Here is a 22,441-nt window from a genome sequence, read left to right as displayed (position 1 = left end):
AACGTTGCCTCATTAGCTCCACTAATTTGTAATAGAAAGAAGCGATAACATGAGTAATGAATTTCTTTTTGGTATCCACGCAACCAAAGCTGTATTAGAGCGTGATCCTGCCCGTTTCATTGAAATCTTTGTATTAAAAGGTCGTGAAGACGATCGTTTATTACCTATCATCACTGAACTAGGTGAACTTGGATTTAAGATCCAAGAACTTCCACGTAAAACGTTAGACGACAAAGCGAAAGGTGCAAATCACCAAGGTATTATTGCTCGTGTTACGCCTGCTAAGCAGTTGAATGAACGTGATTTAGACGACATCATGGATAAAACAGAGAATCCATTATTCTTAGTTCTTGATGGTGTAACCGATCCTCACAACCTTGGTGCTTGTCTGCGTAATGCTGATGGTGCAGGTGTGGCTGCGGTTATTGTTCCTAAAGATAAATCAGCATCAATGACAGCAACAGTAAGTAAAGTGGCTTGTGGTGCGGCTGAAATGGTGCCTCTTGTACGTGTAACTAACTTGGCTCGTACTATGCGTGCACTTCAAGAGAAAGGTGTATGGTTTGTTGGTACCGCTGGTGAAGCTACACATGATGTATATCAAGCGAAACTTACAGGGCCATTAGCTATCGTTATGGGTGCAGAGGGGGACGGCATGCGTCGTTTAACTCGTGAGACTTGTGATGACCTCATTAAAATCCCTATGGCAGGTTCTGTAACGAGCCTAAATGTTTCTGTAGCGTCAGGTGTCTGTTTGTTTGAAGCGGTACGTCAGCGTTCGCTACAAGGCTAAATAGTCTATAAAAACAAGTGGCTAAGAGTGAAGGTAATGATGATTTCATTGCCTTCTTTTTTTAAACTAAATGAACGAAAATATTTTTGTGATTTAGGTATCTTTTTCTTGCCAATAACGCTGTTTTTCTATACTATCCGCCGTTCTTAATTCTCAGTCTTTTTTTTAGTTCCTTGCTTCCCTTGGATGACTGAGCCAATCGTGGAAGCTGAATAATCCGTAAGGAGCAACCAATGCGTCATTATGAAATCGTATTCATGGTGCATCCTGATCAAAGCGAGCAAGTTGCTGGCATGATCGAGCGTTACACAGGTTCAATCACAGAAGCTGGTGGTACTATCCACCGTCTAGAAGATTGGGGTCGTCGTCAAATGGCTTACCCAATCAACAAATTGCATAAAGCACACTACGTTCTTATGAACGTTGAGTCTGAGCAAGCTGTTATTGATGAACTAGAAACTGCATTCCGTTACAACGATGCTGTTCTACGTAACATGATCATGCGTACTAAAGCTGCGATCACTGAGCCATCAGTAATGATGAAAGCTAAAGAAGAGCGTACTGCTAAGCGTGAAGACGCTGCACCACGCGCTGAAGAAGCTGCTGCTGAGTAATTGATTTGATGACCAATCGATTGGAGTTAAGCGGTATTATCGCCAAGGCTCCGGTTCGAAGTCTTAGTCCTGCGGGCATACCTCATTGTCATTTTGTCATTGAACATCGCTCGATTAAACAGGAAGCTGGCTTATCACGTGAAGTCTATTGCAGAATGAACGTGGTAGTTAGTGGACAAGGGTCTCAAGCTTTAACTGCAAACTTGGCTCAAAATAGTAACGTTACGGTAGGTGGTTTTATCACGTACCAGACAGGCCGAAATGGCGTGGCGAGAGTAGTGTTACATGCTGAGCATATTAAATTCATTTAGATCTGGAGATAGCCCATGGCTCGTTTCTTCCGTCGTCGTAAATTCTGCCGTTTTACAGCAGAAGGCGTACAAGAGATTGACTACAAAGACGTAGCAACTCTAAAAAACTACATCACTGAAGCTGGTAAAATCGTACCTAGCCGTATCACTGGTACTCGTGCTAAATACCAACGTCAGCTAGCTCGCGCTATCAAGCGTTCTCGTTACCTTGCACTTCTACCGTACACAGATAAGCATCTGTAAGTCGATAGCAGTTTAAATAAGTTTATAGAGGACTAAGATAATGCAAGTTATTCTACTTGATAAAATCGGTAACCTAGGTAGCCTTGGCGACCAAGTTAACGTTAAAGCTGGTTACGCACGTAACTTCCTTATCCCACAAGGTAAGGCTGTTATGGCAACTAAAGCTAACGTAGAGATGTTTGAAACTCGTCGCGCTGAATTAGAAGCTAACGTTGCTAAGCAACTAGCTGCTGCAGAAGCTCGTGCTGAGTCTGTTAACGCTCTAGAAGTTACTATCGCATCAAAATCTGGTGACGAAGGTAAACTATTCGGTTCAATCGGTACTCGTGACATCGCTGACGCTGCTACAGCTGCTGGCGTTGCAATCGCGAAAAGCGAAGTTCGTCTTCCTGAAGGCGCTCTACGTACAACTGGTTCTTTCGAAGTTAGCATCCAACTTCACTCTGAAGTATTTGCTACATTGAAATTAGAAGTTGTTGCTGCTGAGTAATCAATAGCCAACTAATAATTTAAACGCCAGCCTTAGTGCTGGCGTTTTTTTTATCTATTACTTATCTAACTGACTACATTTCATAACTGCATCACTCCTTCTTTAATTTCTCATCTTCTTTATTTCATAGTGAAAATAACTCAATTACTACTTGAGAAAAATTCATAATCAGATCCTTGACTTTGAACTCTATAACATACATTCTGTAGACATATAGACGTCCAAATGACGTCAACACGGATGATGTATTTTTGTAATGCTTTATATTTGGCATTACAGCAGGGAGAGCAAGATATGGCCTATTCACACGCAAGCCACCTAGAGTCACTGAATCAAAATATTGCTGAGCTTGATGGTAGTATCAATGTCTCTTTTGAGTTTTTTCCACCAAGTTCAGAGAAGATGGAAGAAACGCTGTGGAATTCTATTCACCGTTTAAAAACACTAAAACCAAAATTTGTGTCTGTAACGTATGGGGCTAATTCTGGTGAACGTGACCGTACCCATTCCATAATAAAAGAAATTAAAGAGCAAACAGGCCTTATTGCGGCACCTCATTTAACGTGTATTGATGCAAGCCGTTCAGAGTTAATCGACATTGCGAATGATTACTGGGCAAATGGTATTAAAGATATTGTTGCACTGCGTGGTGATATTCCTGCGGGCGGTGGAGTACCTGATATGTACGCATCAGATTTGGTGGAACTGTTAAAATCTCAGCATGATTTTGATATTTCAGTGGCTGCATTTCCGGAAGTACATCCAGAAGCGAAAAGCGCACAAGCGGATTTATTGAATCTAAAACGTAAAGTGGATGCCGGTGCTAACCGTGCAATTACTCAGTTTTTCTTTGATGTCGAAAGTTACTTACGTTTCCGTGATCGCTGTGTTTCTGCGGGTATTGATGTGGAGATTATTCCTGGAATTCTTCCTGTATCGAACTTCAAGCAAGCCTCTCGTTTTGCCAAGATGAATAATGTGAAGATCCCTGGGTGGATGGCACAGCAGTTTGATGGCTTGGATGATGATCCTGTGACTCGTCAAATGGTAGGTGCAAGTCATGCGATTGATATGACGCGTATCTTAAGTCGTGAGGGGGTGAAAGACTTCCATTTCTATACGCTAAACCGTGCAGAACACACTTATGCGCTTTGTCATACACTAGGTGTTCGCCCTAAAGGTTAATATTTACCTAAGAGTTATTGATAAAGAACCGCTCACTGTAGCGGTTTTTTTGTGTCGGTATCTGTCTAAAAGATAAAAGAAAAGGCCACCGAAGTGACCTTTGAATAATAGGAAGGTTGTTTTAACGCTTAGGCTTAGCCAGTGTTACGCATACCTGCGGCAATACCTGCAATCGTAACCATTAGCGCTTCTTCAAGTTCTGGTGACGTCTCTTCTTGTTGACGAGTACGGAACAGAAGCTCAGCTTGTAGCATGTTGAGTGGATCTACATAGATGCTACGTAATTTAATTGACTCAGAACCCCACGGGTCACGCTCCATTAAGTGATCGCTGTTCTCTACGTTCAATACCGCTTTAATATCCGCTTGTAATTGATTACGTAGACGCTCACCTAAAGGCCATAGAGATTTGTCTGTTAAACGTTGATCGTAGTATTCAGACATCTGTGGATTACACTTGGTGTAAACCATTTCAAGCATTCCAAGGCGAGTAGAGAAGAATGGCCATTCACGACACATCTCTTCTAATAGCTCTTGGTGACCTTTATCAATTGAATATTGAATTGCTTCACCAGCACCTAGCCATGCAGGAAGAACTAAACGGTTCTGACTCCATGAGAAGATCCAAGGAATTGCACGTAGGCTTTCTACGCCGCCATTTGGATTTCGTTTAGCAGGGCGAGAGCCTAAAGGTAGTTTACCTAGTTCTAGCTCTGGTGTTGCTGCGCGGAAGTAAGGAACAAAGTCTTTCTCACCACGAACAATATTACGATAAGCTTCACACGATACTTCAGAAAGTACGTCCATTAAATCACGCCATTCTTGCTTAGGCTCTGGTGGTGGAAGAAGATTCGCTTCAAGAATCGCACTTGCGTATAGGTTAAAGCTGTTTACTGCGACTTCAGGTAGACCCAACTTAAATCGGATCATCTCACCTTGCTCAGTAACACGTAGGCCACCTTTTAAGCTTTTTGGTGGTTGAGATAGAAGTGCAGCATGGGCTGGTGCACCCCCGCGACCAATTGTACCGCCACGGCCGTGGAATAAGGTTAGTTCGATGTTTTCTTTTTCACAGACATCGACTAAGGCTTCCATCGCACTGTATTGCGCCCAACCTGCTGACATGACACCGGCATCTTTTGCAGAATCAGAATAGCCGATCATCACCATTTGATGGTTTTGAATAAATCCACGATACCAATCAATAGAGAACAGCTGCTCCATGACTTCTTTTGAGCGATTCAAATCGTCCAGAGTTTCAAATAGTGGACACACATCCATACGGAACGGACAGCCAGCTTCTTGAAGTAATAAATGAACAGCCAATACGTCTGATGCGGTGCGAGCCATTGAGATAACATAAGAACCTAATGCTTCTTTAGATTGTTCTGCAACGACTTTACACGTATCAATAACTTCTTGAACTTCAGGAGATGGCTCCCAGTTACGAGGAAGTAGCGGGCGCTTAGAGCTTAATTCATTAACAAGGAAAGAGATCTTATCTTGCTCGCTCCATTGGTCATAATCACCAATGCCTAAGTAGCGAGTCAACTCTGATAATACGTTTGAGTGACGCGTACTTTCTTGACGAATATCGAGGCGAACAAGATGCACACCAAATGCTTTCACACGACGAAGTGTATCAAGTAGAGAGCCTTCGGCAATAATAGCCATACCGCAAGCGTGCAGAGATTGGTAACACGCATATAATGGTGCCCAAAGTTGATCTGCATCGGTAAGAATTACTTTATTTGAGGTTAGCTCACCTTTCATTTGAGCATCTAGGTTTTCAAGTGTATCGCCTAATAAAGTACGAAGCTGTTTAAGAACCGCACGATAAGGTTCGTGTTGTTCCCCTGCAAGCTCTCGAACTTCATCAGTACATTTCACCATAGAAAGTTCACTGATAAGTTCATTCACGTCTTTTAAGAACAGATCTGCAGCTTTCCAGCGAGAAAGAAGCATCACTTCACGTGTGATCTTGTGTGTGACGAATGGGTTACCATCTCGGTCACCACCCATCCACGAGGACATATGAACAGGGCGAGCATCAATTGGAAGGCCTTCACCTAAATGGCTAGTTAAGCGTTGATCAAATTCTCGTAAGAATTCAGGGATACCTTGCCATAGTGAGTTTTCAACAACAGCAAATCCCCATTTAGCTTCATCTAGAGGCGTTGGACGCTCTTGTCGAATGACATCTGAGTGCCATGCTTGTGCAATTAATTGTTCAAGGCGACGTTCTGTTTTTTCACGTTCAGAGAACGAAATATCGCTAAGTTCAAGTTTTGACAAGCATTCGTTGATTTTAATTAATTTGTTGATCATGGTACGACGTGCAATTTCTGTAGGATGTGCAGTCAGTACGAGTTCAATATTTAATTCACGAACTGCTTGTGTGGTATCTAATTTGCTAATGTTATTTTGGCTTAACTTAGAGAATAAAGTACTAATAGCATCAGGTTCGCACACATGAGCTTCACAGTGACGTGAAATGGTATGATATTGCTCTGCCATGTTCGTTAGATTTAGGAATTGACTGAATGCACGAGCAACCGGAGTTAGTTGATTGTCTGGAAGGTTTTTAATTTCTTCAATTAATGCATTACGGTCATTGTCGCTTCCTGCGCGTGCTGTTTTAGACAGCTTACGAATGGTTTCAACTTTTGCTAATAGCTCTTCACCATGTGCGTCTCTAATTGTATTTCCAAGTAGATGACCCAACATGCTTACATTGCTTTTTAAAGCCGCGTACTTTTCATTCATAGTTACTTCCTATACTGTAATTTTGTTACATCCTAAATTTTTTCTACATCCAATCTATCCGAATTTACGGCTATTCGTCAAATATTGAAGTATAAACGGCGTTCTTTTAGATAAGTTATTGCCGTAGATCATCGAATATTCATTTTCATATTGACGAGTTTTGTAAATTTATTTCAGATTAGAAACAATGTTTGTACATTAATTTGCTAAGAACATTGATTGTTGGATCAATAAAGGAAAATGCTAAAAATTCATCAGGTTGGTGTGCTTGTTCGATAGAACCCGGACCTAAAACTAGAGTGGGGCAAAGATCTTGTAAGAAGGGTGCTTCGGTACAATAGTTCACGGTTTCGACTTCTTGCCCACAAATTTCGGCAGTACTTGTAACAATAGGGCTGTCTGAACTACATTCATAACCTGGAATTGGATCGTGTAATGACGTAATTTCAATTTTACCGGGCCATTTAGCTTCAACTTCTTTCAACGCATCGCGCAACATATTATCTAATCCATCAAGACTTATCCCTGGTAAAGGGCGGACATCATAATGAAGCTCACAACAACCACAAATACGGTTTGGACTATCGCCACCGTGAATATGACCAAGGTTGAGTGTTGGATAAGGAATTGAAAAACCAGGGTTGTGATATTCCTTAACGAGTTTATTTTTTAAATGCATTAAGGCAAACATGATTTCATTCATAATTTCTAATGCATTAACCCCAAGAGCAGGATCTGAAGAGTGTCCAGATTTTCCTGTGACTCGAATAGCATTGGCAACATGACCTTTATGACCTCGAATTGGTTTCAAACTTGTTGGTTCACCAATAATGCAATAGTCAGGTTGAATTTGAGTATTTGAAGCAAAATGACGAGCCCCTAGCATGGTTGTTTCTTCATCGCAGGTAGCAAGGATGTAGAGAGGTTTGGATTGATCTTTCCAATTAATATTTTTGATGGCCTCTAAGATAAAGGCAAAAAAACCTTTCATATCGGCAGTACCTAAACCATAAAATCGGTCATTGGCTTCGGTTAATGCATGAGGCTCGTAATTCCAACGGCCTTGATCGTACGGGACAGTATCGGTATGCCCTGCTAATAATAATCCGCCTTCCCCTGAACCTAGTTTTGCAAGTAAGTTCAACTTACCTTTTTCAATTTCTTCAATTTCAACTTCACACCCTAAATCTTCACACCACTGCGCTAATTTATGTATTACTTCAGCATTACCTTCATCCCAACTTGGATCTGTAGAGCTGATTGAAGAGGTTGAAATGAGTTGTTGATAATAATCTTTAAATTCTGGAAATTTCATTTATTCATACATCCACTGTTGACAGAAAAGAGAGAACCCTGTAAAACACATATTAAATCACATAAAGTGAATAGAAATACAGTTTAGTTTAATTTTAATGAATAAACTAAATTTTAAAAAGGAAAAGCAGTATCTAATATACGTAACTCTCAAGTTACCTTGAATGGCTTTTTCCTTCAATAGTTGAAGAGATAAATGGACGTATTTATGTTGAAAACAACCATCATCGGAGCAAGCGGATACACAGGTGCAGAATTGGCACTGATGGTATTTAAGCACCCACACCTTTCTTTATCAGGCTTATATGTTTCTGAGAATAGTTTGGATAAAGGAAAAGCAATCAGTGAATTGCATGGTTCATTAAAAGGGATTGTAGATGACGCCTTACAACCTTTAGTTAATCTGAATCAAGTAGCGAAAGAGAGTGATATTGTTTTACTCGCAACGGCGCATGAAGTTAGCCACGATTTAGCGTCTACTTTTTTAGAGAATGGTTGTGTTGTTTTTGATTTGTCTGGCGCATTCCGTGTTCAAAAAGAAGGTTTTTATTCTAAATTTTATGGTTTTGAACATAAATACGAAGGTTGGTTAGATAAAGCCGTTTATGGGCTAGCAGAATGGAACGCGGATGAAATTGCTAAGGCGCAATTAATTGCCGTTCCGGGATGTTATCCAACTGCGTCACAATTAGCATTAAAACCATTAGTCGAAGCAAATTTATTAGATCAAAATCAATGGCCAGTTATTAATGCGACAAGTGGTGCGACAGGTGCTGGGCGTAAAGCGAACTTAACGAGCAGTTTTTGTGAGGTGAGTCTTCAGCCTTATGGTGTATTTAATCATCGCCATCAACCTGAAATTGCAGCGCATTTAGGATGCGATGTCATTTTTACTCCTCATCTTGGTAATTTTAAACGCGGTATTTTAGCGACAATTACCACGAAGTTAGAGAAAGGGATAACGGAAGAGCAAATTCAAAAAGCATTTGAGAAAGCGTATGCAAAAGAACCAATTGTACGTTTATTGGGAAATGAAATGCCAAAGCTGCAATCTGTTGAGAAAACGCCTTTCTGCGATATAGGTTGGAAAGTACAAGGTGAGCACCTAATTGTCGTTTCTGCTATTGATAATTTATTAAAAGGCGCATCAAGCCAAGCAATGCAATGCATTAATATTCGTTTTCGGTTCCCTATGTTAACCGCTTTAATATAGAGTATGGAGTGTAATATGAACCAACGTCCATTGGTGATTAAGTTAGGTGGTGCAGTATTGTCATCAACCGAAACGTTAACACAATTATTTAAAACGGTTTCAAACTATCAACAACAAGCTCAGCGCTCATTAGTTATTGTACATGGTGGTGGCTATCTTGTTGATGAGTTGATGGCAAAATTACAACTTGAAACGGTTAAGAAAGAAGGGTTACGTGTCACGCCAAAAGATCAAATTGGTTATATCACAGGAGCACTTGCAGGAACGGCAAATAAAATGCTGCAAGGTCAAGCGATGAGAAATGGTGTGAACGCGATGGGATTAAGTTTGGCTGATGGCGGTTTATGCAAAATCACACAGCTTAATCCTGAGTTAGGTAATGTTGGTTTGGCGACGGCAGGTGATGCAACAATATTAAATGCAGTACTAGCAACGCAGGTAACACCGATCATTAGCTCTATTGGTATTACAGCTGAAGGTGAGTTAATGAATGTGAATGCTGATCAAGCGGCGGTTGCGGTTGCTACTGCGCTAGATGCTGATCTAGTATTGCTGTCTGATGTTGCTGGTGTATTGGATGGCGAAAAACAATTAATAGCAAGCCTAGATTCAGAGCAAGCGGAATTATTGATTCAACAAAAAGTGATAACTGACGGCATGATCGTGAAAGTGCGAGCAGCTTTAGAGGCAGCACAAGAGCTTGGTCGAGCTATAGAGGTGGCGTCATGGCGTTCACCTGAAAAATTAGCTGAGTTGTTTATTGGAAACAGCATTGGCACCCAGTTTCAGCCTTAATAGGCGAGATGTTAAACCATTTTAATTTTATAGAATACAGTCGCCGCGAGTATGCGGAGCAAGGAGAATAGAATGAATAAGAAAATCGAAGTAAACAAGGTTGTTGTTGCATACTCAGGTGGTTTAGATACGTCTGTGATTATTCCGTGGCTAAAAGAAAACTACAATTGTGAAGTTATCGCGTTTGTTGCTGATGTTGGTCAGGGTGCGGAAGAGCTTGAGGGTATTGAAGCAAAAGCCATCGCATCTGGCGCAAGCGAATGTTATGTGGCTGACTTAAAAGAAGAAATGGTTTCAGAGTATATCTTCCCTACGTTAAAAACAGGTGCTCTTTATGAAGGGAAATATCTCCTTGGCACGTCAATGGCTCGCCCTATTATAGCGAAAGCACAAGTTGAAGTGGCTCGTAATGTTGGTGCAGATGCCCTTTGTCATGGCTGTACAGGTAAAGGTAATGACCAAATTCGTTTTGAAGGTGCTTTTGCTGCGTTAGCCCCTGATTTACATGTTATTGCCCCATGGCGTGAGTGGGATTTAGTGAGCCGTGAAGAGTGTCTTGATTACCTTGCAGAGCGTAACATTCCTTGTACCGCTTCACTTACTAAAATCTACTCTCGTGATGCAAATGCATGGCATATTTCAACTGAAGGTGGGGTTCTAGAAGAGACATGGAACGCACCAAATGATGATTGTTGGGCATGGACAGTCGACCCTGAACAAGCACCAAATGAATCAGAAATCGTTTCAATCAAAGTAGAAAAAGGCGCCGTTGTTGCTGTTGATGGTAAAACTATGACACCTTATGAAGTGGTCGTTTATCTAAATGAGAAAGGCAGTAAACACGGTGTTGGCCGTATTGATATCGTAGAAAATCGTCTAGTAGGCATGAAATCTCGTGGTTGTTATGAAACTCCGGGCGGCACCATTATTAATGAAGCATTGCGTGCTGTTGAGCAACTTGTTTTAGATAAAGCATCATTTGAATTCCGCGAAGAGTTAGGAATTAAAGCGTCTCACCTTGTGTATGACGGCCGTTGGTTTACGCCTTTATGTAAGTCAATTTTAGCGGCAACAGAAGAGTTAGCTCAAGATGTGAATGGTGAAGTTGTCATTAAGCTTTATAAAGGCCAAGCGACAGTAACGAAGAAGCGTTCAGATAATAGTTTGTACTCAGAAGAGTTTGCTACTTTTGGTGCTGATGAAGTATACGACCAAAGCCACGCGGAAGGGTTTATTCGTCTTTACTCATTATCAAGCCGTATCCGTGCACTAAACAGTAAGTAAATTAAAGGCACTCATTAACATACGTCAATGGCTAACATATAATTAATAACAACTGTTAAACAATTTGATTTACACTAATCGAAGTTCATTTAATAATTAAATGGACTTCGATTTTTTTTGTCCTGATGATTTATAATGGGGTTTGCAAGCAATACTTGAATAGTTATGTAAAAATAATGAATTTAATTCTTTATTTTTATTTGGAATTGCCGTAAGTTTAAACCATCAAGAAAAATACTGAATTAAATCAGAATTAATATTTGCAAAAAGCAGTGAGCACTGTCCATTTAGGAGATACACCATGGCATTATGGGGCGGACGTTTTAGTCAGGCAGCAGACACAAGATTTAAACAGTTTAACGATTCACTTCGTATCGATTATCGTCTTGCAGAACAAGATATTGTCGGTTCTATTGCATGGTCTAAATCACTGCTGTCAGTTAATGTTATTTCAGAGTTTGAGCAACAGAAACTTGAATTAGCACTGAATGAATTAAAGCTAGAAGTGATGGAAGATCCTGAGCAAATATTACTTTCTGATGCTGAAGATATTCATAGTTGGGTTGAAACTCAGCTTATCGGAAAAGTGGGTGATTTAGGTAAAAAATTGCATACTGGTCGTTCTCGTAATGACCAAGTGGCGACGGATTTAAAACTATGGTGTCGTCAACAAGGGCATCAGCTTCTTCGTACGCTTGATTTACTTCTGAATCAATTGGTTAATGTTGCGAGTGAACACCAAGCAACAATACTTCCTGGTTATACACACCTTCAGCGTGCGCAGCCTGTTACATTTGCGCACTGGTGTTTAGCATATGTAGAGATGATAGAGCGTGACTATTCTCGTCTTGAGGATGCAATTAAGCGTTTAGATACGTGCCCATTGGGATCCGGTGCTCTTGCGGGGACGGCTTATCCGATGGATCGTGAAAAATTGGCACGTAATCTTGGCTTTCAGCGTGCAACACGTAACAGTTTAGATTCAGTATCAGACCGTGACCATGTAATGGAGTTGATGTCGATCGCTTCTATTTCTATGGTTCACTTATCTCGTCTTGCTGAAGATATGATTTTTTATAATTCTGGTGAATCTAACTTCATCGAGTTGGCAGATACGGTGACGTCTGGTTCATCGTTAATGCCACAAAAGAAAAACCCTGATGCATTAGAACTGATCCGTGGCAAGTGTGGCCGTGTATATGGTGCACTGGCAGGCATGATGATGACAGTAAAAGCACTGCCATTAGCCTACAATAAAGACATGCAAGAAGATAAAGAAGGTTTGTTTGATGCATTAGACAGTTGGTCTGATTGTATTGAAATGGCTGCGCTTTGTTTTGAAGGCATTAAAATAAATAAAGAACGCACTCTAGAGGCGGCAAAACAAGGGTATGCCAATTCAACAGAATTAGCTGATTATTTGGTAGCGAAAGGAATTCCATTCCGTGAAGCTCATCATATCGTTGGTGTTGCAGTGGTTAGTGCCATAGAAAAAGGCTGTGCATTAGAAGAGTTGTCTATTGCTGAGTTAAAAGTGTTCTCTGATGTAATTGAAGATGATGTGTATGCAATTTTAACTATCGAATCTTGTCTTGCTAAACGTAATGCTCTTGGTGGTGTCGCTCCAGAGCAAGTCGCTTATGCGGTCGAGCAAGCTGGCAAGCGTTTGCAGGAACGTGACTCAACGGGCGTTAAAGTTCGTCCTGCACGTTTAACGGATTTAGATGCATTAGAAGGAATGGTCGCTTACTGGGCTGGTCTTGGAGAGAATTTACCTCGTAATCGTAATGAGTTAGTGCGCGATATCGGCTCGTTTGCTGTGTCTGAGCATCATGGGGAAGTGACAGGCTGTGCTTCCTTGTATGTGTATGACTCAGGTTTAGCCGAAATTCGTTCTCTGGGCGTAGAGGCAGGTTGGCAGAGCCAAGGGCAAGGTAAAGCGATCGTTCAACACTTGGTAGAAAAAGCGCGTGAGATGGCAATTAAGAAAGTATTTGTGCTAACTCGTGTTCCTGAGTTCTTTATGAAGCAAGATTTCATACCGACCTCTCGTTCTTTGCTACCAGAAAAAGTACTGAAAGATTGCGATCAGTGTCCTCGTCAGCATGCGTGTGATGAAGTGGCATTAGAAGTGAATCTTCAAGAGCAAATAATCATTAAAGCGAGTGTGGCTTAAATAATTATGCGAGGCGCTTAACTAATTAATCTAAATAAAAAGAAAAAGTGGTGAACTTTTTAAGTAAGTACTAGTCTTATTAATACTGCTTTTTCTTAGAAAGATTCTAAGAGACCCCAATATCTTGATTGATGTTGGGGTTTTATTTTTTGTGCTTACCTTTAATATTTGATGATTTTATCAAACGATAATAGCCCATTGCTAATAAATGCAATGTCAGTAATCCGCTAAATGCAGAACTAACCATAAAAGTAGCAATTGCCTCTATTTGGTAAGGACTGGCTTGAAAAAATTCCAACCAAGTTAACCATCCTCCGATAGAAAGAAAAATAAGTTGTTTTATACAACGAGAGCAGCGACCTAATTTTTGTTTAAAAATATCAGTTCGACAAGATTGGCAAGCCATATCAGTCCACTTAAAAAATGAGCAAGGGCGGCTATTTTAGCGAGAGGCTCTGAAGATAGAAATAAAAAAGTCGATGTTTTCACATCGACTTTTATTTTGCTCTTTGTTATTGATGCTTGATTAACAGCCTGGTCCACAATCTAAACAGTGTTTGATTGTTTCTGGACCTAAATGTAGCTTAGCATTTAAATCACGAAGTGCAGTACGCACACCTTCTTCAATTACTGGGTGATAGAAAGGCATATCTAACATTTCTGAAATCGTCATTTTGTTTTGGTGAGCCCAAGCTAACAAGTGTGCTAAATGCTCGGCATTTGGGCCCATCATCTCAGCACCAAGGAAACGACCTGTACCTTGCTCACCATACACGTGAAGAATCCCTTTGTTACGCAGCATTACTCGTGAGCGACCTTGATTTTCAAAAGACACTTCACCTGTTGCAAAGCAACCGCATGTACCTAAGCGAGTGGTAATTTCTTTATATGTTTCACCAACCATTGCGATTTGCGGGTCAGAGAATACCGCTGAGATTTTCGAGCGACGAAGGCCTGCGCGGATCTCTGGGAAACGTCCTGCATTATCACCAGCAATACGTGCTTGATCAGCGGCCTCGTGCAATAGTGGCAGTTGATTACTGGCATCACCAGCAATGAAGATAGTTGGTAATGATGTTTGTAATGTGTAGTGATCGGCTGTTGGTACACCGCGTTCGTCTAATTCAACCGATGTGTTTTCTAAGCCCAATTTGTCGGTGTTTGGACGACGACCGGTTGCTGCAAGTACATACTCAACTAGGATAGTTTCTTGTTCGCCTTGTTTATTGATGAATTTGATTTCAACACGGTCTTCACCTGATTTAGTGGTAATGCGCTTCATGCTTTCAATTTTCACATCAGCATCAAGATAAAATTCTTCATTAAACGCTTTATTCGCATAGGCCATCACTTCAGGGTCTGTAACAGGACCTACTTGACCACCTAAACCAAATAATTTGGTATCAACACCTAAACGATGAAGTGATTGACCAAGCTCAAGACCAATGACTCCTGGACCAAATACCGCGACTGATTTTGGTAAATCATCCCAGTTAAAAACGTCGTCATTGATAATTAAGCGATCACCGAGCTCATTCCATACCGCAGGATAAGCAGGGCGAGAGCCTGTTGCTATCACAATGCGTTTAGCTGTTACGATAGTGTGGTCGTCTACTTGTAGCGTATTGTCATCTAAAAATTTGGCGTAGCCAGAGATTTTATCTTCAGTTGGTATTTCATCAACGCCTTCTAAAACAAACCCAACAAAACGGTCACGTTCAAATTTTACTCGGTCCATGACTTCACGGCCATTAATGACTATTTCGCCTTGAGGGTGAATACCAAATTGAGGTGCTTTTTCTATTTGGTGTACGCTTTCTGCTGCTGCAATTAACAGCTTTGATGGCATGCAGCCAACGCGAGCACAAGTCGTACCATAAGGACCACCTTCGATCATGACAACACTGTCAGTATGTGCTTTTGCTGCACGGTAAGAGCCTAAACCTGCTGTACCACCACCGATAACAGCTACATCAACATTGACTTGTTTCATAATTAATATCTCACGTAGATTTATTTTAGAAGAAGTTTTGAAATGGCCCACGGGGTCGTGGGCCATTTTTATTCATTTCGAGCTAGAGATTAAGCTAGGAAAGCTTCAAGCTCTTCGCTACCACCAATGTGTTTACCACCGATGAATACTTGAGGAACGGTAGTGCGGCCAGTAATTGCACGTAGACTTACTGTTGTTGCATCTTTACCTAGAACCACTTCTTCGTAGTTTAGACCTTTGTCGATTAGGTTCTGTTTCGCTTTCATACAGAAAGGGCAGCCAGGTTTTGTAAATACGGTGATTGACTCTTGTTCTTTGTGTTCAGGAGCAAGGTAGTTCAGCATCGTATCTGCATCAGAAACTTTGAACGGGTCGCCAGGTACGTTTTCTTCGATGAACATTTTTTCAACGATGCCGTTTTTAACTAGCATGCTGTAACGCCATGAACGCTTACCAAAACCAATGTCATTTTTCTCAACTAACATGCCCATACCATCGGTGAAATCGCCGTTACCATCTGGAATAAAGGTAATATTTTCTGCTTCTTGGTCTGCTTTCCATGCGTTCATTACAAACGTGTCGTTTACAGAGACACAAACGATTTCATCAACGCCGTTGTCTTTAAATACAGAATAAAGCTCGTTGTAGCGAGGTAGGTGGCTTGAAGAACACGTTGGTGTAAATGCACCAGGAAGACTGAATACGATAACGGTTTTGTCTTTGAATAGTTCTTCTGTTGTCACGTTAACCCAAGCATCACCTTTACGTGTTGGGAAAGTAACTTGAGGAACTGATTGGCCTTCTTTAGATGTAAACATAATGATGTCCTTTAATTTTTAATAAATTTTAAATTTCTTTCCGGGGTCTGCCCGGTTGATGTAGCTATTATGCAAAAGCTGGCTTGATAGTTCTAATCGTTTGGTGTTATCGTTTCAATCGTTAAAAGCTATCGAACTTATTGCCATCAATAAGATATAAGCTTTCAGGAGTGTAATACATGAATATCCGTGATTTTGAGTACTTGGTCGCACTTGCTGAGCATAAACATTTTCGTAAAGCCGCAGAGTCTTGTTTTGTCAGCCAACCAACGCTAAGTGGTCAAATCAAGAAGTTAGAAGAAGAAGTAGGATTGACGCTGCTAGAGAGAACCAGTCGTAAAGTATTGTTCACCGAAGCGGGTTTACAATTGGTCGATCAAGCAAAGCGTATTCTTATTGAAGTAAAGTTATTTTCAGAGCTTGCTAATCAGCAAGGTAAAGAGATGGCAGGGCCATTACATTTAGGCTTTATTCCAACGGTGGGTCCTTATTTATTGCCTTGGATCGTACCGACATTAAAAGCACAGTTTCCTGATTTGAATTTATATCTTCACGAAGCGCAAACCCATCAATTGGTTAAAATGCTAGAAGAAGGCAAGATTGATTGTATGATCTTGGCCTCGGTTGACGAGACGAGTGGCTTTATTGAAGTGCCTATCTATGATGAACCGATGGTGTTGGCTGTTCCTAAAGAGCATAAGTGGGCAGAAGAAAAGTCGATCGATATGTCTCGCCTTAATGGTGAATCCGTATTGATGCTTGGTGATGGCCATTGTTTACGAGATCAAGCATTAGGTTTTTGCTTTGCGGCAGGAGCAAAAGACGACGATCACTTTAAAGCAACAAGCTTAGAAACGTTGAGAAATATGGTTGCTGCTGGAGGCGGTATCACCCTAATGCCTTACTTGTCTGTCCCTAAAGAGAAAGAGCGTGATGGGATTTGTTATTTACCGGCTAAAGCTCCGGTTCCGCATCGTCAAATAGTATTAGCTTATCGTCCGGGTTCCCCATTAAAAGGTCGCTATGAGGCATTAGCAAAAGAAATCGAAAGTAAAATGGCTGACGTTATCCATTAAACTGTTTTATAGATAAAAGACGAATAAAAAAAGGGACGCTTAAGTAGCGTCCCTTTTTTATTATTTTAAGATAACGGATTTAAAATAAGCTTTCGTCTTCTTCGCCATCTCCATCGGTATCACCTGATGAATAAAGCGTATCTTGGAAATCTTGTTTTACGTATTCTGTCGGCTCAGTTCCACCAGCAAAATATTCCCACATACTGGTTTCATCATTTTTATTGGTTAATAGACCCGTTTCACGATCTATTTTTACCTTGATGATATTAGCAGGAAGACGTTGGCTCTCTTCTGGAACACCATCAAGCGCAACTCTCATAAAATTAACCCAAGCGTAAATAGCCGTTTTACCGCCAGCTTCGCCACCGGTAGGCATCTCTTCTTTGGTCATGTTGTCGTTTTTAGTAGTATAGCCTAATCGGTGTGATGGATTATCAAAACCAACCCATGCAGTTGCCACTACATTTGGACCATAGCCGTTATACCATGCATCAACAGAGTCATTAGTTGTCCCTGTTTTACCACCAATATCACGACGTTTTAGAACTTGTGCACGCCAGCCAGTCCCATTCCAGCCTGTGCCTTTACGCCAGCTACCGCCACCCCAGATATTGCTATACATCATTTGTTTTACTAAGAATGCATTTTGCGCTGAGATAACTTTTTTAGCGTAAGGTGAATCTTCATCGTTTTGGTCAGAACAATCACTTTGGCAAATCGTTTTTGGCGTTGCTTTATAAACTTCATCACCAAATGGACTATTAATGTGGTCGATATAATAAGGTTCTACGTAGTAACCATTATTGGCAAATACCGAGAAGCCTTGCGCCATTTGTACTGGTGTTAGGCTACCCGCGCCTAGTGCAATGGTTTCAGAGTGTGGGATGTCTTCTTTTTTAAAGCCAAAGCGAGTTAGATAATCAATAGTTTCATCTAAACCGACTTCACGTAACACACGAACGGCCATTACGTTTTTAGATTGAGCTAAACCAATACGTAGGCGAGCAGGACCAACATAGGTTGGTGGCGAATTCTTAGGTCGCCATGCTGTACCTTGACTCTGATCCCAAGTATTGATCGGAGCATCATTTACCAAGCTTGCTAGTGTTTTACCGTGGTAAAGAGCAGCAGAGTAGATAAATGGTTTGATACTAGAACCAACCTGACGCACAGACTGAGTAGCACGGTTAAATTTGTTGTGAACAAAGTTGAAACCACCCACTAGAGAGGTGATAGCCCCATCAGTTGGATCCATAGCAACAAACGCGGTATTTGCTGCGGGCACTTGGCTTAACTTCCAAACTGTCGTTGTTACGTCATCGGTAGTTTCTTGGCTTAATGGACGAACATACACTTGCTCACCTGCCGCTAAGATATCAGCGGCACGACGAGGTGCTGGGCCTTGACGTTTGTCTGTTTTAAAGCGACGAGCCCATTTCAAACCATCCCAAGGTATGGTCGCAATACCATTATTTTTGATATCAACGGTAGCTGTTTTTCCTTTAACAGAAAGAACAACAGCAGGCATTAGATCACCATAAGATGGTTCATTTCTTAAATGCTTAGTAATTGCATCTTCATCTAATGGTGTCGCTTTTGGTTCCCACACTGTTTTTACTGCACCACGGAAGCCATGACGTTCGTCATAAGCAAGTAGGTTATCAATTGATGCCTTATTTGCAGCGGCTTGCATTTTTGAATCAACAGTTGTGTAAATGTTCATACCAGAGGTATAAGCGGCTTCTTCGCCGAACTTATTAACCATCCATGCACGAGCGATTTCTGCAATGTAAGGCGCTTGAAGTTCAATCTCTGCACCGTGGTATTTAGAGATAATGACTTCAGCTTTAGCATCTTCAAATTCTTGCTTAGTAATGTAACCTTCATCAAGCATACGAGCTAAAACAACATTGCGACGAGTCGTTGCGCGATCAATTGAATAGATAGGATTCATTGTTGATGGTGCTTTTGGTAAGCCTGCAATAATGGCGACTTCACCTAAAGTGAGTTGCCCAATTTCTTTACCAAAATAAACATGAGCTGCTGCGCCAACGCCATAAGAGCGGTAACCAAGATAAATCTTATTTAGATAGAGTTCTAAGATCTCTTGTTTTGTTAGTAATTGCTCGATATGAACGGCAATAAAAATCTCTTTAATCTTACGCATGATCTTCTTTTCATTAGATAAGAAGAAATTACGCGCAAGTTGTTGAGTAATGGTACTCGCCCCTTGTTTTGCTGAGCCCGAAGCTAAAACAGCAAAAGCAGCACGAGTAATACCGATAGGATCGAAACCATAGTGGCTATAAAAGCGACTGTCTTCAGTTGCAATAATCGCTTCAAGTAGATGAGGAGGCATCTCTTCCAATTTTAAAGGAATACGACGCTTCTCGCCAAATTGCGCAATTAATTTACCATCGCGGCTATATACCTGCATTGGTGTTTGTAGTTGTACATCTTTCAATGTTGCCACATCTGGTAATTCTGGTTTCACATATTGGTAAAAACCAAAAATTGTTGTGACCCCAAGAATAATGCAAACCAATGTAACTATAAGCAGTGCCTTTATGAACTTCACCTGATATTTCCCGTTTACTTTAATCTATATTGTCGTTTCTAACCCATAACTTAGTAGTATAAATATAACACAACAAAAAATAACGCAAATAAACGCTTAATTTTGAGATATTTATTTATTACTTGGAGTTAACTCAAGATGATTTATCCCACCGTCACGGGTTTAGATATAGGGCATCATAGCATTAAAGCTGTATCTGTAAGGTTAAAAAAAGGTCAATTAGAATTAGTTGGCTGTATTGAGATCTTATTATCAGAAACTGTTTTTTTAGATGCGAACACATTACATCTTGAAAAAATAAAACCGTATTTATCTCGTTTAAAGAAAAAATTAAAATTTAATCAAAAACGAGTGGCCTTCTCTATTCCTGATAGCAGTATTATCAGCAAAATTATTCAGGTAGATAGCGGACTTGATGTAAAGGAAACAGAGTTTTCAATTTCTCATACTTTTGAACAGCAATCGTCATTTCTAGTTGATGATCTTAATATTGATTTTGTTGCTATAGATCAGAGAGGGGTAAGTAGCTTAAAAACAACTACTTATCAGGTTTTTGCTGCTCGTAAAGAGTTGGTTCAATCTCGCCAAGAGTGTTTTAAATCTGTGGGGTTATCTCCCGTATTAGCTGATGTGCATTCACATTCCTTATCTATTTTATGGCAGAAAAGTACCGAAATATATCCAGATAAAAAAAACTGGATGTTAATTGATATTGGTCACCAACAAACGATGTTTTGTATTAGCTCTCCAAATCAGAAATCCTATTCTAAACATATTGTTTTCGGCGCTTCGGAGCCAAATCAAGAAAGAAAAAATGATCTATCACTAGTTATTGATTTGGAGTTTGATGCGCAGTTTATTTCTCAATTGTCTGATCATATTCGTCGCCAAATAACATTATATTCATCAATTCATAATCATAAAATTGAAGGTGTTTGGATTACTGGTGGCGGTTCACTTTTACCTGGATTATCTGATTCGTTGAGCTATGAATTATCATTGCCTGTTTTGGATTTGAATCTTTCTTCTTTGTTTAAAGGTGCAAAACAAGAAGCAATGCCAATGAATGCTCAAGCGAATCAGTATGCCTCAGCGTTAGGTCTTGCATTAAGGGGGGTTGAATGGATTACCAAATAAATTTATTGCCTTGGAGAGAGCAAGAAAGATCAAAATATCAACGTCGGTTCATATCGTTACTTTGTTTTGGGGTTATTTTATCGGTGGCAGTTCAGTGGGGGGCTGCACAATATCTAGAGCAACAAAACGCCATTCAGGTACAGCGTAATCGTTCTTTAGATAGCCATATCGGATGGTTAAATGATGAATTAAAAGAGTTAAATGACATCGGCAAGCAACATGATTCTATTTTAACTCGATTAGGCGTTGTTGAAGAGTTACAACAAAATCGAAATACCACGACACAATTATTAAATGTATTGCCTGAAATGATCACGGAAGGCATTTACTTAAATAAAGTACGAATGCATAAAAAGCAGGTTGAGATAAAAGGGTTTAGTGATAGTAATGCTCGTCTTGCCAGTATGTTGGATAAGTTAGAACACTCTCCGTCGATTGCATCGGTTGAAATGCACTCTATCGTCTCTGGAAAAAAAATCTTTGGTCATGACGTTAGTAGCTTTGACGTGTCATTTAGATTGCTTTCTTTGGTAAAGGAGAAGAGTAATGATTGATTGGAGAGAGTTAGATCTTGATGAAATAACTGAATGGCCCTTACTGCCACAGTTATTGATGATTCTACTATTATGCATTGTAGTGCAGGCTGCAGGATATTGGTTTTGGTTACAGCCAATAATGGAAGGTACAGAGCAATTAAAGGTAGATGAAATCACCTTAAAAAGCACAGTAAAGTACAAATACAATCAAGTCGCGGCAATGCCAGAAATGGAAAGTCAATTGAATGAACTCAATTTACGTTATGAATTTTTAGCCCAGCAATTACCTGCGCAGAAAGAACTAGCAAGTATGCTATCAGGGATTAACCAAGTCGGCATTCAAAATAAATTGACGTTTACCCGAATTGATTGGGGTGAAAAACAGAACCAAGAATTTCTTTACAAATTACCATTAAATATTGAATTAACAGGTCAGTATCATGATATAGGCTCATTTTCAGAAGCAATTGCTGATCTTCCTCGTATTGTTAGTTTAGAAAATATTGATATTCAGCGAGTGAGTCGAGAGAGCAGTACCTTGCATTTTCGCGTTATGGCTTATACCTATCAATTTAGGGGGAAAAATGAATAGTCGATTTTTATTATTGGTTATAAGTGCTCTCGTTCTGGTTGGTTGTAAGGCCAATAAAGAATCTCTAGATTCTTTTTATATTGAAGCAAAACAACAAGGAAAAAGTAGCGTAGATACACTTTCTCATGCTCTTCCATTCGAAGTAGAAGCGTATTCTCAAGTGTCGGGTCGTTCACCATTTATTTTGCCAAAATTGCCAGAAATAGCGACGCAACCAATAAAGAAGAAAACATGTTGGCAGCCTCAATATCGAAAAAAAACAGGCTCATTGGAGCGTTTTTCGCTGAAAAGATTGCGATTAAAAGGCGTTATGGGGGCGGATTCTGATATTACTGCATTGGTACAAACACCGAAAGGGAACGTTGTAAAAGTGCGTAAAGGACAATATATGGGAAGTAATAATGGTCAAGTTGTCGATATTAAATCAAGGCAAATTACATTAAAAGAGACCTTACCCGATGGTATGGGTTGCTGGCAAAAAAGATACGTAAAATTGGCGTTGAAACATTAATTTTGAAAAGGATTAGG

Annotated in this window: 21 protein-coding genes; 15 read left to right on the top strand and 6 right to left on the bottom strand. The window is 40.3% G+C overall.

Going from position 1 to position 22,441, the window contains the following annotated elements:
* Positions 1–49 precede the first annotated feature (49 nt).
* The 6 genes from rlmB (at position 50) to metF (ending at position 3,636) form a co-directional block, all read left to right on the top strand.
* The gene (rlmB, locus tag A6E03_RS03290) at positions 50–793 is read left to right on the top strand and encodes a 23S rRNA (guanosine(2251)-2'-O)-methyltransferase RlmB (protein WP_065594222.1); all 744 of its coding nucleotides are present in this window, start codon (positions 50–52) and stop codon (positions 791–793) included.
* 233 nt (positions 794–1,026) lie between these two features.
* Positions 1,027–1,407 carry a 30S ribosomal protein S6 gene (gene rpsF / locus A6E03_RS03285; RefSeq protein ID WP_065594221.1) on the top strand — a complete coding sequence of 127 codons (381 nt, stop codon included), beginning with the start codon at positions 1,027–1,029 and terminating at the stop codon, positions 1,405–1,407.
* Positions 1,408–1,415: 8 nt separating this feature from the next.
* Positions 1,416–1,718, top strand: coding sequence for a primosomal replication protein N (gene priB / locus A6E03_RS03280; RefSeq protein WP_065594220.1), 303 nt, complete (start codon positions 1,416–1,418; stop codon positions 1,716–1,718).
* 15 nt (positions 1,719–1,733) lie between these two features.
* Entirely contained in the window at positions 1,734–1,961 is a 228-nt protein-coding gene (gene rpsR, locus A6E03_RS03275) for a 30S ribosomal protein S18 (RefSeq protein ID WP_005421136.1), read from the top strand.
* 40 nt (positions 1,962–2,001) lie between these two features.
* Entirely contained in the window at positions 2,002–2,451 is a 450-nt protein-coding gene (gene rplI, locus A6E03_RS03270) for a 50S ribosomal protein L9 (protein ID WP_060992649.1), read from the top strand.
* A gap of 294 nt (positions 2,452–2,745) precedes the next feature.
* Positions 2,746–3,636: a methylenetetrahydrofolate reductase gene (gene metF, locus A6E03_RS03265; RefSeq protein WP_065594219.1), complete on the top strand. Its 891-nt coding sequence runs from the start codon at positions 2,746–2,748 to the stop codon at positions 3,634–3,636.
* A gap of 134 nt (positions 3,637–3,770) precedes the next feature.
* Here metF and ppc read toward each other — a convergent pair whose 3' ends face one another.
* Together ppc and argE are read right to left on the bottom strand one after the other, a co-directional pair.
* Positions 3,771–6,401 carry a phosphoenolpyruvate carboxylase gene (gene ppc / locus A6E03_RS03260; RefSeq protein WP_065594218.1) on the bottom strand — a complete coding sequence of 877 codons (2,631 nt, stop codon included), beginning with the start codon at positions 6,399–6,401 and terminating at the stop codon, positions 3,771–3,773.
* A 178-nt stretch (positions 6,402–6,579) separates the two neighbouring features.
* Positions 6,580–7,716 carry an acetylornithine deacetylase gene (argE, locus tag A6E03_RS03255; protein WP_065594217.1) on the bottom strand — a complete coding sequence of 379 codons (1,137 nt, stop codon included), beginning with the start codon at positions 7,714–7,716 and terminating at the stop codon, positions 6,580–6,582.
* Between the two features lie 207 nt (positions 7,717–7,923).
* Here argE and argC point away from each other — a divergent pair, with 207 nt between their 5' ends.
* From argC to argH, 4 genes are all read left to right on the top strand, one after another.
* Positions 7,924–8,928, top strand: coding sequence for an N-acetyl-gamma-glutamyl-phosphate reductase (gene argC / locus A6E03_RS03250; protein ID WP_065600158.1), 1,005 nt, complete (start codon positions 7,924–7,926; stop codon positions 8,926–8,928).
* Between the two features lie 15 nt (positions 8,929–8,943).
* Positions 8,944–9,723: an acetylglutamate kinase gene (gene argB, locus A6E03_RS03245; RefSeq protein ID WP_065594215.1), complete on the top strand. Its 780-nt coding sequence runs from the start codon at positions 8,944–8,946 to the stop codon at positions 9,721–9,723.
* Positions 9,724–9,795: 72 nt separating this feature from the next.
* A complete protein-coding gene (locus A6E03_RS03240) occupies positions 9,796–11,007 on the top strand; it encodes an argininosuccinate synthase (protein WP_065600157.1) in 1,212 nt (403 codons plus the stop codon).
* 301 nt (positions 11,008–11,308) lie between these two features.
* Positions 11,309–13,183: an argininosuccinate lyase gene (argH, locus tag A6E03_RS03235; RefSeq protein ID WP_065600156.1), complete on the top strand. Its 1,875-nt coding sequence runs from the start codon at positions 11,309–11,311 to the stop codon at positions 13,181–13,183.
* A gap of 142 nt (positions 13,184–13,325) precedes the next feature.
* Here the strand turns inward: argH and A6E03_RS03230 are convergent, their stop codons facing one another.
* The 3 genes from A6E03_RS03230 to A6E03_RS03220 form a co-directional block, all read right to left on the bottom strand.
* Entirely contained in the window at positions 13,326–13,589 is a 264-nt protein-coding gene (locus A6E03_RS03230) for a DUF3624 domain-containing protein (protein WP_065594212.1), read from the bottom strand.
* A 120-nt stretch (positions 13,590–13,709) separates the two neighbouring features.
* Positions 13,710–15,176 carry a dihydrolipoyl dehydrogenase gene (locus tag A6E03_RS03225; RefSeq protein WP_065600166.1) on the bottom strand — a complete coding sequence of 489 codons (1,467 nt, stop codon included), beginning with the start codon at positions 15,174–15,176 and terminating at the stop codon, positions 13,710–13,712.
* Positions 15,177–15,265: 89 nt separating this feature from the next.
* Positions 15,266–15,994 carry a glutathione peroxidase gene (locus A6E03_RS03220; RefSeq protein WP_017022490.1) on the bottom strand — a complete coding sequence of 243 codons (729 nt, stop codon included), beginning with the start codon at positions 15,992–15,994 and terminating at the stop codon, positions 15,266–15,268.
* Between the two features lie 179 nt (positions 15,995–16,173).
* On the opposite strand from A6E03_RS03220, the gene oxyR reads away from it, so the two are divergent.
* Positions 16,174–17,070, top strand: a complete 897-nt coding sequence (gene oxyR / locus A6E03_RS03215) for a DNA-binding transcriptional regulator OxyR (RefSeq protein ID WP_065594209.1) — start codon at positions 16,174–16,176, stop codon at positions 17,068–17,070.
* Positions 17,071–17,149: 79 nt separating this feature from the next.
* On the opposite strand, the gene A6E03_RS03210 is transcribed toward oxyR, so the two are convergent.
* Complete coding sequence (locus tag A6E03_RS03210) at positions 17,150–19,648, bottom strand: penicillin-binding protein 1A (RefSeq protein WP_065600155.1); 2,499 nt, start codon at positions 19,646–19,648, stop codon at positions 17,150–17,152.
* Between the two features lie 138 nt (positions 19,649–19,786).
* On the opposite strand from A6E03_RS03210, the gene pilM reads away from it, so the two are divergent.
* The 4 genes from pilM to A6E03_RS03190 are packed head-to-tail and all read left to right on the top strand — an operon-like array spanning position 19,787 to position 22,424.
* A complete protein-coding gene (gene pilM / locus A6E03_RS03205) occupies positions 19,787–20,785 on the top strand; it encodes a type IV pilus biogenesis protein PilM (protein WP_065594207.1) in 999 nt (332 codons plus the stop codon).
* Positions 20,770–21,339, top strand: a complete 570-nt coding sequence (locus tag A6E03_RS03200) for a PilN domain-containing protein (protein ID WP_065594206.1) — start codon at positions 20,770–20,772, stop codon at positions 21,337–21,339. The genes pilM and A6E03_RS03200 overlap by 16 nt, the downstream gene beginning before the upstream one ends.
* Complete coding sequence (locus tag A6E03_RS03195; RefSeq protein WP_176703443.1) at positions 21,332–21,913, top strand: type 4a pilus biogenesis protein PilO; 582 nt, start codon at positions 21,332–21,334, stop codon at positions 21,911–21,913. The genes A6E03_RS03200 and A6E03_RS03195 overlap by 8 nt, the downstream gene beginning before the upstream one ends.
* Entirely contained in the window at positions 21,906–22,424 is a 519-nt protein-coding gene (locus A6E03_RS03190) for a pilus assembly protein PilP (protein WP_065600154.1), read from the top strand. Before A6E03_RS03195 ends, A6E03_RS03190 begins: the two co-directional genes overlap by 8 nt.
* Positions 22,425–22,441 lie beyond the last annotated feature (17 nt).

Origin of the sequence: Aliivibrio sp. 1S128 (assembly GCF_001691065.1) — a bacterium.
Taxonomy (GTDB): domain Bacteria; phylum Pseudomonadota; class Gammaproteobacteria; order Enterobacterales; family Vibrionaceae; genus Aliivibrio.
This window is presented reverse-complemented; position numbering and strand designations above follow the sequence as displayed.